At 74.6% G+C, this 17,346-nt stretch carries 18 protein-coding genes and 1 pseudogene; 11 read left to right on the top strand and 8 right to left on the bottom strand.

Annotated features, from left to right (window positions below):
• Positions 1 to 52: 52 nt before the first annotated feature.
• Genes DT057_RS16190 through DT057_RS16160 form a run of 7 tightly spaced genes read left to right on the top strand, consistent with a single transcriptional unit; the run spans position 53 to position 6,340 of the window.
• Positions 53 to 937 (top strand): branched-chain amino acid ABC transporter permease, encoded by an 885-nt coding sequence (locus tag DT057_RS16190; RefSeq protein ID WP_128563134.1) that lies wholly within the window; start codon positions 53 to 55, stop codon positions 935 to 937.
• Positions 934 to 1,944 (top strand): branched-chain amino acid ABC transporter permease, encoded by a 1,011-nt coding sequence (locus DT057_RS16185; RefSeq protein ID WP_128563133.1) that lies wholly within the window; start codon positions 934 to 936, stop codon positions 1,942 to 1,944. The genes DT057_RS16190 and DT057_RS16185 overlap by 4 nt, the downstream gene beginning before the upstream one ends.
• Positions 1,941 to 2,711 carry an ABC transporter ATP-binding protein gene (locus DT057_RS16180; RefSeq protein WP_238313913.1) on the top strand — a complete coding sequence of 257 codons (771 nt, stop codon included), beginning with the start codon at positions 1,941 to 1,943 and terminating at the stop codon, positions 2,709 to 2,711. The genes DT057_RS16185 and DT057_RS16180 overlap by 4 nt, the downstream gene beginning before the upstream one ends.
• Positions 2,704 to 3,408, top strand: coding sequence for an ABC transporter ATP-binding protein (locus tag DT057_RS16175; protein ID WP_128563132.1), 705 nt, complete (start codon positions 2,704 to 2,706; stop codon positions 3,406 to 3,408). Before DT057_RS16180 ends, DT057_RS16175 begins: the two co-directional genes overlap by 8 nt.
• A 55-nt stretch (positions 3,409 to 3,463) precedes the next feature.
• Positions 3,464 to 5,113 (top strand): AMP-binding protein, encoded by a 1,650-nt coding sequence (locus DT057_RS16170; protein WP_128563131.1) that lies wholly within the window; start codon positions 3,464 to 3,466, stop codon positions 5,111 to 5,113.
• Positions 5,106 to 5,783: a TetR/AcrR family transcriptional regulator gene (locus DT057_RS16165; protein WP_128563130.1), complete on the top strand. Its 678-nt coding sequence runs from the start codon at positions 5,106 to 5,108 to the stop codon at positions 5,781 to 5,783. Before DT057_RS16170 ends, DT057_RS16165 begins: the two co-directional genes overlap by 8 nt.
• 32 nt (positions 5,784 to 5,815) lie before the next feature.
• Entirely contained in the window at positions 5,816 to 6,340 is a 525-nt protein-coding gene (locus DT057_RS16160; RefSeq protein ID WP_128563129.1) for a lipocalin-like domain-containing protein, read from the top strand.
• A 37-nt stretch (positions 6,341 to 6,377) separates the two neighbouring features.
• Here DT057_RS16160 and DT057_RS16155 read toward each other — a convergent pair whose 3' ends face one another.
• On the bottom strand, positions 6,378 to 6,908 hold the full coding sequence (locus tag DT057_RS16155; RefSeq protein ID WP_128563128.1) for a GcrA family cell cycle regulator: 531 nt from the start codon (positions 6,906 to 6,908) through the stop codon (positions 6,378 to 6,380).
• Positions 6,909 to 7,582: 674 nt separating this feature from the next.
• Between DT057_RS16155 and DT057_RS16150 the strand changes: the two genes are divergently transcribed.
• Entirely contained in the window at positions 7,583 to 8,425 is an 843-nt protein-coding gene (locus DT057_RS16150) for a cell envelope integrity EipB family protein (RefSeq protein ID WP_128563127.1), read from the top strand.
• Between the two features lie 57 nt (positions 8,426 to 8,482).
• Here the strand turns inward: DT057_RS16150 and DT057_RS16145 are convergent.
• Both DT057_RS16145 and DT057_RS16140 read right to left on the bottom strand, forming a co-directional pair.
• Positions 8,483 to 8,880: pseudogene (locus DT057_RS16145) on the bottom strand (Y-family DNA polymerase); the annotation flags it as partial.
• A 43-nt stretch (positions 8,881 to 8,923) separates the two neighbouring features.
• Positions 8,924 to 9,259 carry a DUF3572 domain-containing protein gene (locus DT057_RS16140; protein WP_128563126.1) on the bottom strand — a complete coding sequence of 112 codons (336 nt, stop codon included), beginning with the start codon at positions 9,257 to 9,259 and terminating at the stop codon, positions 8,924 to 8,926.
• An 84-nt stretch (positions 9,260 to 9,343) separates the two neighbouring features.
• On the opposite strand from DT057_RS16140, the gene DT057_RS16135 reads away from it, so the two are divergent.
• The 3 genes from DT057_RS16135 to DT057_RS16125 all read left to right on the top strand — a co-directional run bounded on the left by DT057_RS16135 (position 9,344) and on the right by DT057_RS16125 (position 11,822).
• A complete protein-coding gene (locus DT057_RS16135) occupies positions 9,344 to 9,724 on the top strand; it encodes a response regulator (RefSeq protein ID WP_128563125.1) in 381 nt (126 codons plus the stop codon).
• Positions 9,725 to 9,741: 17 nt separating this feature from the next.
• Complete coding sequence (locus DT057_RS16130; RefSeq protein WP_128563124.1) at positions 9,742 to 11,106, top strand: PleD family two-component system response regulator; 1,365 nt, start codon at positions 9,742 to 9,744, stop codon at positions 11,104 to 11,106.
• 251 nt (positions 11,107 to 11,357) lie between these two features.
• Positions 11,358 to 11,822 (top strand): hypothetical protein, encoded by a 465-nt coding sequence (locus DT057_RS16125; RefSeq protein ID WP_128563123.1) that lies wholly within the window; start codon positions 11,358 to 11,360, stop codon positions 11,820 to 11,822.
• A 106-nt stretch (positions 11,823 to 11,928) separates the two neighbouring features.
• Here the strand turns inward: DT057_RS16125 and rpmG are convergent, their stop codons facing one another.
• The 5 genes from rpmG to rnr all read right to left on the bottom strand — a co-directional run bounded on the left by rpmG (position 11,929) and on the right by rnr (position 17,076).
• Positions 11,929 to 12,096 (bottom strand): 50S ribosomal protein L33, encoded by a 168-nt coding sequence (gene rpmG / locus DT057_RS16120; RefSeq protein ID WP_128563122.1) that lies wholly within the window; start codon positions 12,094 to 12,096, stop codon positions 11,929 to 11,931.
• A gap of 111 nt (positions 12,097 to 12,207) precedes the next feature.
• Positions 12,208 to 13,386, bottom strand: a complete 1,179-nt coding sequence (locus DT057_RS16115; protein ID WP_128563121.1) for an MFS transporter — start codon at positions 13,384 to 13,386, stop codon at positions 12,208 to 12,210.
• A 174-nt stretch (positions 13,387 to 13,560) separates the two neighbouring features.
• The gene (locus tag DT057_RS16110; RefSeq protein ID WP_162501421.1) at positions 13,561 to 14,340 is read right to left on the bottom strand and encodes an NUDIX hydrolase; all 780 of its coding nucleotides are present in this window, start codon (positions 14,338 to 14,340) and stop codon (positions 13,561 to 13,563) included.
• Positions 14,255 to 14,788: a DUF983 domain-containing protein gene (locus DT057_RS16105; RefSeq protein ID WP_407068128.1), complete on the bottom strand. Its 534-nt coding sequence runs from the start codon at positions 14,786 to 14,788 to the stop codon at positions 14,255 to 14,257. Before DT057_RS16105 ends, DT057_RS16110 begins: the two co-directional genes overlap by 86 nt.
• Positions 14,785 to 17,076, bottom strand: coding sequence for a ribonuclease R (gene rnr, locus DT057_RS16100; protein WP_128563120.1), 2,292 nt, complete (start codon positions 17,074 to 17,076; stop codon positions 14,785 to 14,787). Before rnr ends, DT057_RS16105 begins: the two co-directional genes overlap by 4 nt.
• Between the last annotated feature and the right edge of the window lie 270 nt (positions 17,077 to 17,346).

Here is a 17,346-nt window from a genome sequence, read left to right as displayed (position 1 = left end):
CGGCCCGGCGACGAGGGCGCGCGCCCCGCAACCCCGCTCCCCCGGAGGTCTCATGCTCGCCGACTGGCCCTCACTCCTCTTCAACGCGCTCGGCTGGGGCATGGCGACCTTCCTGGTGGCCGCCGGCCTCACGCTGATCTTCGGCATCCTGCACGTGCTGAACTTCTCGCACGGCGGCGTCTTCATGCTCGGCGCCTACGTGGCCTTCACGCTGACGCGCTGGAGCGGCACCGGCGGCCTCGCCTCGTTCCTCGGGGCGAGCCTGCTCGCGGCCCTCGCCACGGGGGTGGTCGGGCTCGCGGTCGACCGGGCGGTGTTCCGGCGCCTCGCGGCGGTCGACGGCGCCTACGTGCTCGTCGCCACCTACGCGCTCCTCCTCGTCTGCAACGGGGTCGCCAAGCTGGTCTGGGGGCTCAACGTGTTCAGCGCGGCGCCCCCCGAGAGCCTCATGACGGTGACGGTCGCGGGCGACGTCGTGATGCCGCACTACGCGCTCTTCGTCATCGGGGCCGGGCTCAGCGTCTATCTCGGCCTCGAATGGCTGCTCAACCGCACGGCGGCGGGACGGATGATCCAGGCGATCGCGGCGGATCCCTGGATGGCGCGCCTCCTCGGCATCGATGTCGGGCTCGTCTACACGGGCACCGTGGTCCTCGGCTTCGCGCTCGCCGGGCTCGCGGGCGGGCTCCTCGTCGCGAACCAGAGCCTGTCGCCCGACCTCGCGGGCATCTTCATCATCCAGGCCTTCGGGGTGGTGATCGTCGGCGGCATGGGGTCGATCCGGGGCGCCTTCCTGGCCTCGCTCCTGCTCGGCCTCGTCGACAGCTTCGGCAGCGCGCTCCTGCCGAGCATGCCCGGCATCCTCTTCTTCGTGGCCCTCGCCCTCGTGCTCCTCGTCCGGCCGCAGGGCCTCCTCGGCTCGGGGCGGCTCGCATGACCCGGCCCGTCCCCGCCTTCGCGCTCACGCTCGCGGCCCTCGTGGCGCTCGCCCTCGCGCTGCCCTTCCTCGTCAACCGCGGCCTCGTCTTCCTGGCGGGCCTCGTCGCCATCAACGCGGTGCTGGGCCTGTCCTTCAACCTCCTGTTCTCGACGGCCGGGCTCCTCAGCTTCGGGCAGGCCGCCTTCTCGGCGGCGGGCGCCTACGCGGCGGCCCTCCTGCTGCTGCGCCTGCCCGAGGTGCCCTTCCTGGCGGCGCTCGCCGCCTCCGCCCTCGCGGGCGCCGGTCTCGCCGTCGCGATCGGCCTCGTCGCCCTGCGCCGGACGGAGGGCGTCTACTTCGCCGTGCTCACCCTCGCGTTCAGCGAGCTCGTCCACGTCGTGCTCGCCAAGACGAGCCTGTTTGGCCGCAACGACGGCCTCACCGGCATCCCGCGGCCGCGGCTCTCCTACGGGCTCGGGTCGGTCGACCTCGCGGTGGGGGACCGCTACTACGTCCTGGTGATCCTGGTGACGGCCGCGACCGCGGCGGCGCTCTGGTGGGTCACGCGCTCGCGCCTCGGGCGCGCCTTCCGGGCGATCCGCCTCGACGCGATGCGGGCGGCCTACCTCGGCATCGACGTCCGCCGGCGCCGGCTCCAGGCCTTCGCGATCGCGGGGGCGGCCACCGGCCTCGCGGGGGCGCTCGCGGCGCCGCTCACCTCCATCGTCAGCCCCGACCTCGCCCACTGGGGCGAGTCGACGAAGCCGATCCTGTTCACGCTCCTCGGCGGCGCCGGGGTGTTCTGGGGGCCGGCGGTCGGCGCGGTCGTGTACGCCGCCGTCGAGTACGCCACCCGCAGCCTCGCGGGGGCCTCCGACCTGATCACCGGCGCGCTGCTCCTCGCCGTGGTGCTGGCCGTCCCGGGCGGCATCCTGGGCTCCGCCCTGCGCCTCGCGCGCCGGGGCCGGGCCCGGCCGGCCCCCCGCGCCGCCCCGGCGCCCGCCCCCGCCGGAGGCGCGCCGTGACGCCGCCGACCCTCTCGGTCCGGGGCCTGTTCGCGGGCTACGGCCCGGTCATGATCCTGAAGGACGTCGCCCTCACGGTGGCGCCCGGCGAGCGCCACGTCGTCATCGGCCCGAACGGGGCCGGGAAGACCACCCTGTTCCGCGCGCTCTGCGGCGAGGTGCCGGCGAGGGCGGGCCGCATCGTGTTCGAGGGACGCGACGTCACCGGGCTCCCGGGCTTCCGCCGGGTGCGGGCCGGCATCGGCCGCTCGTTCCAGGTCGCCCGCATCTTCGGCGAGATGACGCCCGCCGAGAACGTCGTGGTGGCGCTCGAGGCGGGCGCCGCCGCGCAGGGGCGGGCGCGCCCGAGCCTCCGGGTCGCGCCCGAGCCCGCGCTCGTCGCGCAGGCCGAGGCGATGCTGGCCGATCTCGGGCTCGCCGGGCGCGACGCGGCGCCGGCCGCGATCCTCAGCCACGGCGACAGGAAGCGGCTCGAACTCGCCATGATGCTGTCCCTGCGCCCGCGCCTGCTCCTCCTCGACGAGCCGACCGCCGGCATGGCGTCGGGCGACCGCCGCGCGGCCGTGCGCCTCATCGACCGCATCGTGCGCGAGACCGGGGCGACGCTCCTCCTCACGGAGCACGACATGGAGGTGGTGTTCGGCCTCGGGACCCGGATCAGCGTGCTCCATTACGGCGAGGTGGTGGCCTCGGGCGCGCCAGAGGCCGTGCGGGCGGATCCCTTCGTGCGCGAGATCTACCTCGGCCGCGGGGGCCGCCATGCTTGAGGTCGGCCCGCTCGACGCCTTCTACGGCGACAGCCACGTCCTGCACGGCGTCCGCCTCTCGGTCGGCCCCGGCGAGGGCGTGGCGCTCCTCGGGCGCAACGGCGCCGGCAAGTCGACGCTCCTGAAGGCCCTCCTCGGGGCCGGTCCCCGCGCCACGGGCCCGGTCGCCTTCGAGGGCCGGCCGATCGAGGGCCTGCCGACCCACCGGCGGGCGCGCCTCGGTCTCTCCCTCGTGCCGGAGGACCGCCGCATCTACGGCCACGTCACGGTGGCGGAGAACCTGGCGCTCGCCCGCCACGCCTGCCCGCCGGGGGTCGCGCCGCGCACGCCCGCCGAGGTCGCGGCGCTGTTCCCGCTCCTCGCCCCGCTCCTGTCGCGCGGCGGCGCCCGCCTCTCGGGCGGGCAGCAGCAGATGGTGGCGGTCGGGCGCGGGCTGGTGCCGCGGCCGAAGCTCCTCCTGCTCGACGAGCCCGCCGAGGGCCTGGCACCCCTGATCGTCGAGGACCTGGCGCGGGAGATCGCCCGGGTCCGGCGGGCGGAGGCCCTCTCGCTCCTGGTGACGGAGCAGAACGTCGACTTCGCCCGCGCCTGCACCGACCGCCTCTACCTCATCGATTCCGGCGTCATCGTCTTCTCGGGCGACTGGGCGGCCTACGACGCGAGGCCGGAGCTCGAGACCGACTACCTGGCGCTGTGATCCGCCTCCCGCGACCCGGCGCCGCGCGCGCCGCCCGATTCCCGAGGTACCGGCCATGATCAGGGACATCAGCGGGTGGACGATCCGGCTCGATCCCGAGGAGGTCGCGGCCCGTCGCGCCGGCGGCGTCTGGCGGGGCCGCACCATCGCGGACGACGCGCGGGCCCTCGCCGAGGCCGCCCCCGGCCGCACCTGCGTGCGCGCGGGCGACGAGGCCCTGACGTACGGCGAGGCGCTCGCCCGGGCCGAGCGCCTCGCGGCCGGGCTCTGGCGCCTCGGCCTCAGGCCCGGCGACGTCGTCAGCTTCCAGCTCCCGAACTGGCTCGAGGCGGTCGTCGTCGACCTCGCGGCGGCGCTCCTCGGCCTCGTGGTCAACCCGATCGTGCCGATCTACCGGCACGCCGAGGTCGCGCAGATCCTGGCCGATTGCCGGGCGCGGGCGGTCCTGGTGCCGGAGACCGACCGGGGCTTCGCCTACGGCGCGATGATGCGCGACCTCGCCGCCGGGCTGCCGGACCTCGCGCACGTGGTCGTGCTGCGGGGCACGGGCGGCCTCGCCGGCACCGTCGCGTACGAGGACCTCGCCGCCGAGGACGGGCCCGTGCCCTGGCCGGCCCAGCGCCCCGAGGCGGTGAAGCTCGTCATGTACACCTCCGGCACGACCGGGCGGCCCAAGGGCGTGCTCCACACCCACGAGACCATGCCGCGCTCGCTCCGGTGCTGCGTCGAGCACTGGGGCATCGCGCCCGGGGACGTCGTGCTGATGCCCTCGCCGGTGACGCACATCACCGGGTACGGCTGGGGCCTGGAGATGCCGTTCTACCACGGCCTCGAGGCCGTCCTGATGGAGCGCTGGCAGGCGGACGAGGCGGTGGCCCTGATCGACCGCCACGGCGCGAGCGTCACCGTCGGCGCGACGCCGTTCCTCGCCGAGCTGGTCGAGGCGGGCGAGCGCGCCGGCTCGCGGCTCGCCTCCCTCAAGGTGTTCGCGTGCGGGGGCGCCGCGGTGTCGCCGGGGCTGGTCCGGCGCGCCAACGGCCTCTTCGCCCGGGGCCGGGCCTGCCGGGTCTACGGGTCGACCGAGGCCCCGATGGTGACGCTCGGCTTCGTCGGCCCGGGCAGCGCCGACCTCGCCGCCGACACGGACGGGAGGATCGTCGACTACGCGGTCGCCGTCGTCGACGAGGCGGGCGCCCCGGCGGCGCCGGGCCGCGAGGGCGAGATCCTGGTGAGCGGCGCGTCGCTGTTCGTCGGCTACGCGGACGCCGCCGAGACCCGGGCCGCGTTCACGGCGGACGGCCGCTTCCGCATGGGCGACATCGGCTACCTGACGGGGGAGGGCGCCGTGGTGATCACCGGGCGCAAGAAGGACCTGATCATCCGGGGCGGCGAGAACATCTCCGCCAAGGAGATCGAGGACGCGCTCCACCGGCACCCGGCCGTCCGCGAGGCCGCCGTGGTGGCGATGCCCCATCCCCGCCTCGTCGAGACGGTCTGCGCCTACGTGATCCCGCGGGAGGGCGCCGTCCCGGCGCTCCCGGCGCTGGCCGAGCACCTCGCCCGGCTGGGGCTCGCCCGGCAGAAGGTCCCCGAGCACCTCGAGATCGTCGGGGCGTTTCCGCGCACCGCCTCGGGCAAGATCAGGAAGGACGTCCTGCGCGCGCAGATCGCCGCGCGCCTCGCGGAGCGGTCCGGCGATGCTTGAGGACGGCGCGGCCGACCGGGGGGACGAGGGCGCGCCGCCGGCGCCGCGGCGCAAGCGGCCGAGCTCCCCGCGCCAGATCGAGAAGAACTCGGAGACCCGCCGGCGGATCGTCGAGGCGGCCGGCAAGGTGGTGGGCCGGCACGGCTACGCCGGCGCCTCGATCGCCCGCATCACCGCGGAGGCCGGCGTCGCGCACGGGGCCTTCTACCTGCATTTCGCCAACCGCCAGGCCCTCGTCGACGTGCTCCTGCCCGAGATCGGCGCCGGGATGCTGCGGGCCATCAGCGCGGCGGTGCGCGACTGCCCGTCGCTCGAGGAGATCGAGCGCCGCGGCCTGACCGCCAACTTCGAGTACCTCGCCCGCCACCCCGAACTCGACCGGGTGATGAACGAGGCCGAGCTCTACGCGCCCGATTCGTTCGACCGCTACGTCGGCATGATCCAGGAGCGCTACCGCCGCTCCCTGATGCGCAGCCGCGACCGGGGCGACCTGCGGCCCTTCAGCGACGCCGAGATCGCCACCGTGGCGGCCCTGCTCACCGGCGCGCGCTCCTACCTGCTGCGGCTCTACGCCCGCGAGGGAGCGTCCGGCATGAAGCCGCTCGGGCGCGAGCAGATCGAGATCTACCTCGACGTGTTCCTGAACGGCATCGCGGCGCGGCGGGCCTGACCGGGCACGAGGATGGGAAGCGGGAGGACGGGATGGACGGTTTCGTCGTGACGATGATGGTGGGCGGCGTGCTCGCGGCGGGCCTCGCGGCCGGTCCGGCGGCCGCGGCGCCGGCGCCCGAGGACGCGTTCCTGGGCACCTGGAAGCTCCGCTCGGTCTCGTCGTGGATCGACGGCCGGGAGGTGAACCCGGCCGCCTACGGGGCCCGCCCGACCGGGTTCATCCACTACCTGCCGGGCCGCCGGATGGCGGCGGTGATCGCCTACGGCGGCCGCAGGCCGATGGAGAGCGACCGCCTGAAGGCGACGCTCGAGGCCCGGGCCGAGGCCTACGCGAGCTTCGTCTCCTACGCCGGGACCTACCGGGTCGAGGGCGACCGGGTGATCCACCAGGTCGAGGTCTCGGCCTACCAGAACGACGTCGGCTCGACCCAGGTCCGGTTCTTCCGCCGGGAGGGCGACACGCTGTTCCTGGAGAGCGTCCCGCTGATGCGGGACGGCAAGCCCCAGGTGTACAAGCTGATCTGGGACCGCGTGCCGGAACGGGAGGGCCGCTGAGGCCGGGGCGCCGCCGGGGCCGGCGCCGGGCGATTCGTCAGCGGAAGCCGACGACGCGGCGGTCGCGCTTGCGGTCCGCCGCCGGCTGGTAGGCGATGCGGGCGTGGTGCGTGCAGTAGGGCAGGCCCGTGATCGACCGGTCGCCGCAATAGCGGAATTCCGGCGAGGACGGATCGCCCATGGGCCAGCGGCACATGTACTCGCGCAGCTCCATGATGGTCACGCGCTCGCTTCCGGGCAGGGCGATCTCCGCCGCCGCCGCGACCTTCGCCTGGACGAGCGCCAGGGCCGGGGGCGCCGGCGCCAGCATGGTGGGGGTCTCCACGGCGGCCGGGGCGGGTGCCTCGGCCTCCGGCCGCGGCCGGCGCCCGGCCGGCGCCCCGCCGTCGGCGCCGTTCGCCTTCAGGACGCGGCCGGCCAGCCCGAGGCGATGCACCTTGCCGATGACCGCGTTCCGGGACACGCCGCCGATCTCGGCCGCGATCTGGCTCGCGCTCCGGCCATCGCTCCAGAGCCGCTTGAGGAGTTCGACGCGTTCCTTCGTCCAGCTCGGGCCCGCATCCACCATCGCCGCCTCCGATTTCCCCCACACATCACCCTTGCGAATCGGCACGCGAACGCGAGCGGTCTGCCGTCCGACCGCGCGTACAGTTGAGCCGATCCTGCCTGGTGATCGCCGCCACGGCCAAGCGCTGGCGACGGAGGTGAACCTACAAGACGCGCTAACATCCGCGCAAGAGTCCGGCGTCCCGGGGCGCGCCTTTTCCCCGCGGGGGCGGCCGGTCCGGGACCGGCCCGGCCGCCGGCGGCGCCGGCCCGGCGGCCCCGGGAGTGGGTCCCGGGAAATCCAGAAAAACCCCATTTCGCCAGAGTCTTAGCCGATACGTTCGCGGCCCGCCGCGGCCGGCCCGGGAGCGGTCGGCGCGCCGGGGCGCCGCGGGAACGGAGTTTTCCGAAAAAGCAACCATTAGTTGTATTTCGCGTCGGCTGGCGAGCGTGTCGTCCGTGCCACGCCCGGCCCGGTCCCGGGCCCGCTCGGGACCCGCCCGGGGCCCGCTCCGGACCGGCCGCGGGCCCGCACCGGGCCCGCTCCAAGCCGCCCCGGGAGCCGATTCCGCGGCGCCCGGGCCGGTTCCGCCCGCCCCCGGGCCGCCGGGGCCGGGGCCGCGCCACGTTGCCGGTCCCCGGCGCCGGTCCTATCTTGTCCCGACGGCAGCCTCGAGGGCCGCCCCTGGAGAGCTCATGCGACGACTCCTCGCGTGTATCCTGCCGATGGTGGCGGCGACGCCGACCGGGCTTTCCGCCGAGCCGGGCGGGGTCCACCTCTCGCCCCACCGGGCGGTGTACGACCTGACGCTCTCCGGGAGCGGCGGCACCCGGGCGGTGGAGAGCGCCCGCGGCCGCATCGTGTTCGATTTCACCGGCGACGCCTGCAAGGGATGGGCGCTGCAGTACCGGCAGGTGACCGTGCTGGAGAGCTCCGAGAGCGGGACCCGCACGTCGGACCTGCGCAACACGACCTTCGAGAGCGGCGACGGCCGCAGCTTCCAGTTCCGGACCCAGTCCGACCTGAACGGCAAGGCGACGGCCCCGGTCGACGGCGATGCCGAGCGCGGCGATGCCGGGCTCGACGTGAGCCTGAAGCAGCCCAGGCGCGGGCGGGTGAGCGTGCCGGGCGAGGTGCTGTTCCCGGCCGCCCACATGCGGCGCCTGATCGAGGCGGCGCGCGTCGGCCAGACGACTGTGGCCGTGAAGGTTTTCGACGGGTCGGACGACGGCCGCAAGGTCTACGACACCCTGGCGGTGATCGGGCCACGCCGCGCCGGGCCGGCCCGGGAGGGGGCGGCCCCGGCCGCGGACCCGCCGCTGCGCGAGGGCGTGATGGCGGCCATGCCTCACTGGCCCGTGACGCTGAGCTACTTCTCGACGGGCGAGGGGGAGCGGACCCCGATCTACGTGCTGGCCTTCGACCTCTACGAGAACGGCGTCAGCGGCGCGCTCCGCCTCGATTACGGCGACTTCTCGCTCAAGGGCGACCTCTCCCGCATCGACCTCCAGCCGGAGAGCAAGGATTGCCGGCCCTGAGGCCGGCGCCCGGCGGCACCGGCCGCGCTGCACGGCGGCGGCCCCGGAGCGCGCGCCCGGACCGGCCTCGTGCCGCCGCTCCGTGCCGGCGAGGTCGCTGAACGCCTCGTCGATGAAGATGGGCTCGACCAGGGGAGTCAGCGCCTGCATCATCGCCCGCACCTGCCGGCCGACCCGGGCGTACGTCTCCATGTCGGGCCGCAGCACCACCGCGCCCGGGCAGGCCCGGAGCGCCTGGAACATCGGCCGCGCCGCCTGCGCCCCAAAGGTCCGGGCGATGCCGCAGGCCGTCGACGCGACCCCGCGCCGGCCGCCGCCGACGATGAGCGGACGGCCGCGCAGGGCCGGGCCGTCCCGCGTCCCGACGGCCGCGTAGAAGGCGTCGCCATCGACGTGCGCGATGCGCGGCGGTCGCGCTCCGGGTGCCCGAGGAGCCGCGGGCCTGCGCGGCGCAGCGAACGCGGCAGGGCGGCGGCGGGGGAGCCGCCGCACCGGCGCTCACGCACCGAACTCGCCCGGGTCGGGCGGCCCGAGGCGGCGCCAGGCCAGGGTGATCCGCTCGGGCGGCACGTCGAGGGCGGCCGCGCAGGCGACGAGCAGCTCCTCGTCCGCGACGACGTGGTCGAGGAGGCCGGCGACGAGGTCCGGGCTCTCGGCCGCCTGCCGCAATGCCGCCGGGGACAGGCCGGAGCTCTCCATGAAGCGCATCAGCCGCCCCGGGTCACCGGTGACGAAACCGAAGACGTCGCCGGCCAGCGCCTCTGCGGCGGCCTGGCTCAGCACGCCGCCCCGGGGGCTGCCCCCCTTCGTGGACCCATCGAATTTGCGTTTCATCAACATGTGTCGCTTAACAGTGTTGGGGTTCCGGGCGCCGTCGGCATGGGACGCGGCCCGTTGGAGCCTCGGGGACAGTGAGCCATGAAGAAGACCGTGCTCATCGTCGAGGACAACGAGCTCAACATGAAGCTCTTCAACGACCTGTTGGAGGCTCACGGCTACGCGACCCTCAAGACGGCCAACGGGATCGAGGCGATCGAGCTCGCCCGGCGGCACCACCCCGACCTGATCCTGATGGACATCCAGCTCCCCGAGGTCTCGGGGCTCGAGGTGACCAAATGGCTCAAGGAGGACGACGAGCTCAAGGCGATCCCGGTCATCGCCATCACGGCCTTCGCGATGAAGGGGGACGAGGAGCGGATTCGCGAGGGCGGGTGCGAGGCCTACCTGTCGAAGCCGATCTCGGTCGCGAAGTTCCTGGCGACGGTCCGCACCTACGCCGGCGACGAGCCCCAGAGCTGAGAAAGGCCTGACCTGCCATGTCGGCTCGCGTCCTCATCGTCGATGATCTCTTCCCGAACCTGAAGCTGCTAGAAACCAAGCTGACCGTCGAGTACTTCGACGTCGTGTCGGCGATGAACGGGCCCGACGCCCTCGCGATCTGCGAGAAGGGTCTGTGCGACATCGTGCTCCTCGACGTGATGATGCCAGGGATGGACGGGTTCGAGGTCTGCCGGCGGATCAAGTCGACGCCGACCACGGCCCACCTGCCGGTGGTGATGGTGACGGCCCTCGACCAGCCGAGCGACCGCCTGCGCGGGCTCGATGCCGGCGCCGACGACTTCCTGACGAAGCCCATCGACGATACCGCCCTTCTCGCCCGGGTGCGCAGCCTCGTGCGCCTGAAGGCCATCACGGACGAGCTGCGCAGCCGCGCCATGTCGTCGCGCGTGGGCGATCCCCTGGCGGCGGCGGCGGCCGAGACCGGCCAGAACGCGAACCTGCTGATCGTCGAGGACCGCCGCTCCGCCGCCGACCGGCTGGCGGCGGCCCTCGGGCAGTACCACTGCGTCGAGGTCGAGAACGATCCCCACAAGGCCCTGGTGAAGGCCACGGACGGCGCCTACGACCTCGTGCTGGTCAGCCTCGACCTCGCCGGGTTCGACGGCCTGCGCCTGTGCAGCCAGCTCCGCTCCCTCGACCGCACCCGCACGCTGCCCGTGGTGATGATCGCCGACCCGGGCGACCGCGCCCGGATCATGCGCGGCCTGGACCTCGGCGTGCACGACTACCTGGTCCGCCCCATCGACCGCAACGAGCTGGTGGCGCGGGTGCGCACCCAGGTCCGCCGCCGCCGCTTCGCCCACTCCCTGCGCGAATCGGTCCAGGCCTCGATGGAGCTCGCGGTGACGGACGGGCTCACGGGCCTGCACAATCGCCGCTACCTTGACAGCCACCTCGCCGGCCTGTTCTCCGAGCCGTCCCTGCGCGGGCGCCCGGTCGCGGTGCTGCTCCTCGACATCGACCGCTTCAAGTCCATCAACGACCGCTTCGGGCACGAGGCCGGCGACGAGGTCCTGCGGGACTTCGCCGCCCGCATCCGGGCCCAGACCCGCGGCGTCGACGTCGTGGCCCGCTTCGGCGGCGAGGAGATCGTGATCGTGGTGCCCGACACCCGGCTCGACGGCGCCCGGCAGGTCGCCGAGCGCATCCGCGAGCGGATCGAGGTGGTGCCGTTCCCGATCCACCGCGGCACCTCCACCATCGACGTCACGGTGTCGATCGGCGTGGCCGAGCGCCTGCCCGGCGACGAGACGCCGGGCGACCTCCTCAAGCGCGCCGACACGGCCCTCTACCGGGCCAAGAAGGAGGGGCGCAACCGCGTGGTGGCGGCGGCGGCCTGACCGCGCCGGCCTTCTGCGGCGCAGGGTCGCACGGATTGCCCGCGCACCCGGTCCGTCCGCGCCCGGGCAGCGTCCCGGGAGCGCCAGGGCGTTGATATCTGCGGAATCTTCCGGTCAAGCTCGAAGAGCTTGACAATATAGTGGGGTAGCGGCCCCGCTTAACGTTCGCGAATGCATCGGGTCCACGATTGCTGCATGCTGGCTCAACTGCAGCGCGCACGCTCTGCCGCGCATCGACAAGGATGCCCAGCATGGAACACCAGCCGCTCCGTCAACTCCGCGACATCGCCGACGTCGGGCAGGTTCCGGCCCTGCTCGAAGGACGCCGGGCCCGCCTCGAGCGCTGGGCCGAGATCCTCGAGCGCGAGCCGGGCCGCGCCTTCGTCACCCTGGAGGAGATCGAGTTCGTGCCGCGCCGGATGCGGGCGGCGATCCGGGCCGACAACTCGCCCCTCGCCTTCGCGTACGCGGACCCGCTCCTGCGGGCGAGCGGCCTGCAGGGCGACACCTTCGGGGATGCCCGGAGCTTCTTCGAGCTTAGCACCGGCGAGGCGCACCACCTGCTCTGCTCCTGCGTGAACGGCCGCCACGTCAAGGCCGGGCCAACGGCCCGGCGCCTGCGCCGCCTCGCGGCCCGCCGGCCGGGCCTCTGGCTGGCCTACGGCTGCGCCGCCGGAATCGTCGGCCTCCCGGGCCTGATGTACCTGCTCGCCTGACGGTCCGCCGCGTCCGCGACGCGCACGCCCGCTCACACGAGAAAGGCCGCCCGGGCGGGCGGCCTTTCTAAAATCCGGAGCGGCCGGTCCCGGCGCCGGGGCCCGCTTACTTGATCTTGGATTCCTTGAACTCGACGTGCTTGCGCGCGACCGGGTCGTACTTCTTGAACGACAGCTTGTCGGTCTTGGTGCGGGAGTTCTTCTTGGTGACGTAGAAGTAGCCGGTATCGGCGGTCGACACGAGCTTGATCTTGACGGTGACGGCCTTGGCCATGGCGCGACCTCTTTCGATGCTTGAAGACTGCGCCCGGAGGACCGAAACGCAAAAGGGCCGGGAGGACCCGGCCGAAACGCGGCGCCTTCCTGCCCGATCGCCCCCCGGGCGTCAAGCCCGCCCGGGGACGGGCCGGGCCCGGACCAGGCGCCCGCCCACCACCACGAGGTAGCCGAGGAACAGGGCGGCGAGCGACCAGGCGAAGCCGTGCGGCGAGGCGAGGTCCATGCCGCCGCCGACGACCGGGGGCCCGAGCACGAGCCCGATGTTGTAGAGCACCAGGAAGGCCGCGTTGGCGCCCGCCAGGGCCGCGCCCTCGAAGCGGGCGCCCAGATGCGCGAGCCCCACGGTGTAGAGCGTGCCGGCGACGCCGCCCCAGGCGAGCAGGATGGCCCCGAGCAGGACGGGGTCGTCGGCGCCGAGGGGCAGCGCCAGGGCTCCGAGCGCCCCGAGCGCCGCGGCGGCGAGCAGCACGGCGCGCTTGTCGACCCGGTCGGCGAGGAGGCCGACGGGGATCTGGAACAGCACGTTGCCGAGGGCCGCGACGCTGACGAGGGCGGCGGCCTGCTCGGGGCCGAGGCCGAGGCGCAGGCCGTAGATCGGCAGGATGGCGAAGCCCCCGGTCTCGACCGCCCCGTACACCAGGGCGGCGAGCGTCGCCGAGGGCGCCACCCGCAGGTAGCGCAGGAAGCCGTGGCCGCCCCCGGCCGGGACCTCGGGGGAGAGGCCGCGGGCGAGGACGAGGGGCAGGGCGCCGAGGCAGAACAGGGCGGCCCCGGCCCCGTAGGGCGCCCAGCCCCGCGTACCGAGCAGCCCGAGCAGCCCCGGCCCGATGGCGAAGCCGAGGGCCAGCACGGTGGCGTAGATCCCCATCACGAGGCCGCGGCGCGCGGGCGGGGCCGCCTGGGTGATCCAGAACTCGGAGAGCACGAACAGCACCCCGAGCGCCGCCGAGAACACGAAGCGCAGGGGAAACCACCAGGCGAAGCCGTGGAGCGCCTTGAAGGCGAGGAACGTGACCGCGCCGACCGCGATGGCGCCCAGCAGCAGGGGCATCACCCCGAGCCGCGCGGCCACCCGGGGCACGAACGGCACCACCACGATGCTGGCGACGCCCGCCATGGCGGTGTTGAGACCGATCATGGTGTTGGAGAGCCCCATCCGCTCCATCTCCAGCGAGAGGAGCGGGATCGACAGGCTCAGCCCGATCCCGACCACCGCCACGCAGGCGATGGCGGCCGCGATCGCTGCGGAGCGGGTGCTGTCGAAGGCGGTGGGGTCGCGTGTCATCGTTGGTCCTGGCGGCCCAGCGGGCCGCGTCCTGGCGGCCCGGAGAGCCGCGTCCTGGCGAGCGGGCGGCAAAGAGCGGAAGGCGCGGCGCGGGCGCACGGGGGTGCGAGGCCTCGGCCGTGCGGCCGCGCCCGGGAGCCGACCGCAGGCGCGGGCGCCGGGCCGGCGCCGGCCCTACAGCTCCTCGCGCGTCTGCCGGCCCCGCACCTCGCGGAAGAACGGCACCGGCAGCATCGGGCTGAAGCCGGCGGCGAGGCGGTTCTCCAGCTCGTCGAGGACGATGGCGGTGATCCGGGGCAGGTCGAGGGCGCGGGCGTCCTTGAGGCTGACCCAGGCGAGCTCGGTCAGCTCCGCGTCGGGACCGACGATGCCGGTGGTCTCGGCCGCGACCGCCGCCCGCGTGACCGCGAAGAAGCGGGTGTCGAAGCGCTTGGGGCGCTGCGGCGGGGTGATGGCGCGGGCGATGAACTGGACCGCCTCCAGGTCCGGCATCACGCCGGCCTCCCGGAACGCGGCCCAGGGGCCGTCCGGCGTGGTCTCGGGCGGGCCGTACGCCGTGGTGCCGATCATCAGGCCCGTCTCCTCGTAGGTCTCGCGGATCGACGCGAGGGCGAGGGCGCGGCCGAGGTGGTGGGGCGGGCGGGTGACACGGGTGCTGAGCGCCGCCTCGGCGCGGTCGTTGAGGGCGCCGGCCACCGGCATGTGCCGGTCCGCGAGCTCGATCCGCCCGCCCGGGAAGACGAACAGGCCCGGCATGAACTTGTGGCCCTGGTGGCGCCGGCCCATGAGCACCTTCGGGACGCGTCCGGCGTGGTCGAGGATGATCAGGGTCGCGGCGTTGCGCGGCCGCAGGGCGGCTTTGCGCCGGTCAGGCGCGGTGGAGGCCGGCGCCGTCGCCCGGGCCGCCTCGTGCCCGTCCGCCCTCCGGGTCGTCTCGGCCGTTGCCCTCGCCATCCTGCACCTCCGCGCCCGGGGCCGCCGCGGCCCGCCCGCGGCGTATCGCGGCGAAGCCATGCATGCCAAGCGCGTATTGCAGGCCGACCACCGCTCCCTTGGCGGGCTGGAGCAGCAGGAGGGACATCGCCAGGGCGACCGCCGGCCAGAACGTCATCTGGAACCAGAGCGGCACGTCGTCGAGCCGCATCTCCGTCTCCAGGACCGCGAGGCCGACGACGTGGCCGACCACGAAGATCACCAGGTAGGGCGGCAGGTCGTCGGCGCGGTGGTGATGGAGCTCGGTGCCGCAGGCCTCGCAGGCGTGCCGCACCTTCAGGAAGCGCCCGAACACCCGGCCCTCGCCGCAATGCGGGCAGCGGTTCCGGAAGCCCCGCGCCACGGCGCCGACCCAGGACGGGCCCGGGTCCTCGGGGGCGGCGGGGCCCGCGCCGCGGATCTCGATCACCGGCGCCTCCCCCGGCGCTTGGTCAGGCTGTCGCGGGTCTCAGGGACCGGGCGGCCCCGGCGCGGCCCGCGTGCGGCCGCGGCGCCGGGGGCGCGGGAGCGGCCCTCGGAGAGGAGCTCGAAGCGCAGCGCGCCCGCCACCGGTGCGGCCTCGGCGAGCCTGACGTCGACCCGGTCGCCGAGGCGGAAGCTCTCGCCGCTGCGCTGGCCCACGAGGGCGTGGCGCGCCTCGTCGTAGCGGTAGAAGTCGGCGCCGAGGGTCGAGACCGGCACGAAGCCGTCGGCGCCGGTGTCGTCGAGCCTGATGAACAGGCCCGAGCGCGTCGCGCCCGAGATCTGGCCCGCGAAGGTGGCGCCGACCCGGTCGGCGAGGTGGTGGGCGATGAGGCGGTCGATGGTCTCGCGCTCCGCCGCCATGGCGCGCCGCTCTGCGGCCGAGATCTGCTGGCCGACCTCCGCGAGGGTGCCCCGGTCGGTGCCGGCCGGCAGGCCGTCGGGCCCGAGCCCCAGGGCCCGGATCAGGGCGCGGTGGACGATCAGGTCGGCGTAGCGGCGGATCGGCGAGGTGAAGTGGGCGTAGCGGCGCAGGGCGAGGCCGAAATGGCCGAGGTTGTCGGGGGCGTAGGAGGCCTGGGCCTGCGAGCGCAGCACGACCTCGTTGAGGAAGAGCTGGTGCTCGCCGCCCACCACCAGGCCGAGGATGCGGTTGAACAGGCCCGGGCTGAGGCTCGACTCCTTCGGCAGCTTGATGCCGATCGAGGCCAGCACCTCGCCGAGCGCCCGCATCTTCTCGAGGGAGGGCTCGTCGTGGACGCGGTAGATCAGCGGCTGGCGCGCCGCCTCCAGGGCCTCGGCCGCCGCGACGTTCGCCTGGATCATGAACTCCTCGATCAGCCGGTGCGCGTCGAGGCGCTCGGGCACGACCACCCGGTCGACGCCGCCGTCCGGGCCCAGGATCACCCGGCGCTCGGGCAGGTCGAGGGCGAGGGGGCCGCGGGCGTCCCGGGCCCGGGCGAGCGCCCGGTAGGCGGCCCAGAGGGGGCGCAGCACCGGCTCCGTGAGCGGCGCCGTCACGTCGTCCGGCCGGCCGTCGATCGCGCTCTGGGCCTGCGCGTAGGCGAGTCTCGCGGCCGAGCGCATGGTGACCCGGTGGAAGCTGTGCCGGATCTTGCGCCCGTCGGGGCCGATCACGAGGCGGACCGCGAGCGCCGGCCGCTCCTCGTGCGGGCGCAGGGAGCAGAGGTCGTTCGAGATCCGCTCGGGCAGCATGGGCACGACCCGGTCCGGGAAGTAGACCGAGTTGCCGCGCACCAGCGCCTCGCGGTCGAGGGCGCTGCCCGGGCGCACGTAGGCCGCGACGTCGGCGATCGCGACCGTGACCACGAAGCCGCCCGGGTTGGCGGGGTCGGGGTCGGGCACCGCCATCACGGCGTCGTCGTGGTCCTTGGCGTCCGGGGGATCGATGGTGAGGAGGGGCAGGTCGCGCCAATCCTCGCGCCCGTCGCGGCCGGCCGGCCGCGCGGCCTCCGCCTCCGCCAGGACTTCGCGCGGGAAGACGTGCGGGATGCCGTGGGCGTGCAGGGCGATGAGGCTGACGGCCTTCTCGGAGCCCAGGGTGCCGAGGCGCTCCTTGACCCGCCCCTGCGTCAGGCCGAAGCGGTCCTCGCGCGCGAGGGCGACCGTCACGAGGTCGCCATCCCGGGCGTCGCCCTCCTGGCCGGGCGGGACCGCGATCTCGCGCCCCTGCGCCTTCTTGTCCACCGGGACGATGCGGCCGCCGCCCCCGGCGAGGGCGCGGTAGACGCCGAGGGTCTCGGCCTTCCGGCGGCCGATCACCTTGATGACGCGCCCGACGTAGCGGCCGGGCGCGTCCGGGTCCGGCTCCACCTTCAGGAGGGCGCGGTCGCCGAGGCCCGGGGCCGGGCCGTTCGTCCGCCGCTCGCGCGGCGTCAGCACGGTGATGGCCGGGACGGGGCCCGCCTCCGCGTCCCACTGGGCCGGGCGGGCGGTGAGCTCGCCGTCGCGGTCGCGCCCGTCGATGTCGGCCACGAGGACGGGCGGCAGGCGCCCGGCCCGGCGCAGGCCGGCGCGGTCCTTCTCGACCGTGCCGTCCTCCTGGAGGTCCTTGAGCAGGCGCTTCAGCTCGATCTTGTCGGAGCCCTTGATGCCGAAGGCCTGGGCGATCTCGCGCTTGCCGACCTTGACGGTCGATCCCTCGATGAAGGCCAGCACGGCCTCGCGGCTGGGGAGGGCGCCGTGCGCCGGGGTGGGGTGGTTGCGTTTGGCCAAAAGGACGACTCGGGGAGGGGGGTGCGCAGCGAGCCCCGGCGCCGGTCGGGCGGGGCTCCGCACCCCGATATGGGATGCGGCGCCCCCCGGAGCAACGCCGGGGCCGGACCGGCTCCCCGGCCCGCGCGCGCGCGAAAAAGGGGCCGGATCGCTCCGGCCCCATCCGGCCCATGCAGAAGGGGCCGGATCGCTCCGGCCCCGTCCGGCCCATGCAGAAGGGGCCGGATCGCTCCGGCCCCTCGTCGGCATCGGTCCGATGGTGTGGACCCG

Origin of the sequence: Methylobacterium crusticola (assembly GCF_003574465.1) — a bacterium.
In the GTDB taxonomy this organism is placed as follows: domain Bacteria; phylum Pseudomonadota; class Alphaproteobacteria; order Rhizobiales; family Beijerinckiaceae; genus Methylobacterium; species Methylobacterium crusticola.
Note: the sequence above shows the minus strand (reverse complement) of the source record. Positions and strands in the feature narration are given on the sequence as shown.